1 protein-coding gene and 1 tRNA gene are annotated in these 1,432 nt (G+C 34.4%); both read right to left on the bottom strand.

The annotated features are described in order from the left end of the window. Positions 1–132: 132 nt before the first annotated feature. A tRNA-Cys gene (locus C5S62_RS13395) sits at positions 133–203 on the bottom strand. A gap of 99 nt (positions 204–302) precedes the next feature. Beyond that, positions 303–1,109 carry an MBL fold metallo-hydrolase gene (locus C5S62_RS00975; protein WP_104403679.1) on the bottom strand — a complete coding sequence of 269 codons (807 nt, stop codon included), beginning with the start codon at positions 1,107–1,109 and terminating at the stop codon, positions 303–305. Between the last annotated feature and the right edge of the window lie 323 nt (positions 1,110–1,432).

Below are 1,432 nucleotides of genomic sequence, written 5' to 3'. Positions count from 1 at the left end.
ATTTAACAAATGAACCGGAATTTCGGCTTGACCCGTATTCCCTAAAAACAAATTAACTTAGTCCCATTATATTATTGTTTTTCACAGTATACAAAAAGCACTTACAAATTATTTGTAAGTGCTTTTTCTTAGAGGTACCCAGCAGATTCGAACTGCTGTACACGGTTTTGCAGACCGCTACCTAGCCACTCGGTCAGGGTACCATTGCCTTGTCTTAACGGGTGCAAAGATAGAACTTTATTTTGACACTACCAAATTTTTTAATCTTTTTCTATTCATTAAACCATATACGAAACTAAATCTTAATCCAACTCATAAAGTAACGAAGGCACTTTTCTCTTTAATACATCTATCTTTAAAAATCCGCCTGGAATCCATTTCCCCGCATCAAACAAAGCTGTTTCTACCGTTTTACGAGCTAATTCAGGATGGTTATTCTCTTCGCTAAGATGACAAAGCCATACATGGCGAGTTTCGGCAGAAAGGGAGGTGGATAATAATTCTGCAGTGTCTAGATTATCCATATGCCCTTCTCTTCCCATTATACGACGTTTTAAAAAGGCTGGATAAGGGCCATTTTTCAGCATCATAGCATCATAATTAGCTTCAACAACTACATAACGTGATTTTTCTATATACAAACGAATATCATCCGTAACATGTCCCATATCTGTAACTAAACAGAAAGTTATGCCATCAACCTCTATGAAATAACCACAGTTTGCAGAACTATCATGAGGAACATTAAAAGGAGTTATTTTAAACTTTTCCAACAGAATAGTTGTGTCAGGATTTAAAATCCTTTTATTATCTGGTATTATTTTTTTTGACATAAAATAATTACGTTGCATGCCTTCATGTACACTTTGAAGGGCATAAACAGGAATATTAAATTCCCCTGAAAAGGCTCCCACTGATTTAACATGATCGGTATGATCATGTGTCACAAAAATAGCATTTATCTCCCCAAACGAAAGTCCATAATTACGAATATATTTTTTAAGGCTACGCAAGCCTATCCCTAAATCTATCAGGAGTCCATAACCATCCGCATTAAGATAATAGCAATTACCACTACTACCACTTCCAAAACAAATGAATCTAAGCATATTCAATTTTTTAGGGAACAAAGTTAATAAGAAATAAGTAAACAAAACCAGAAGCGCCCCAACAATTAATCTCATACAACCAAAACTACACCTATCGTGGCTTAAGCATCAAATGATTATCGCACATCCTACTCAACAACTTATAAAAAGATAATTCACAACTAATAAATACTTTAGTTTTAGATATTACCCCTTCCTTAAAAATATTATTACATTTGTATTTGTGTCACACATAAAAATCCCGTAAAATTCGTATCTTTGCAGACACGAAGTTACGAAAAGAGTGTAATTTATTGGAAATGAGCGTAGGTTAATTGCTCATG

Origin of the sequence: Prevotella sp. MGM2 (assembly GCF_002933955.1) — a bacterium.
GTDB lineage: Bacteria > Bacteroidota > Bacteroidia > Bacteroidales > Bacteroidaceae > Alloprevotella.
This window is presented reverse-complemented; position numbering and strand designations above follow the sequence as displayed.

What these genes read in the sequence shown, in the direction of transcription:
- C5S62_RS00975 (WP_104403679.1), bottom strand. Translation starts at nt 1,109, where the DNA reads ATGCTTAGATTCATTTGTTTTGGAAGTGGTAGTAGTGGTAATTGCTAT.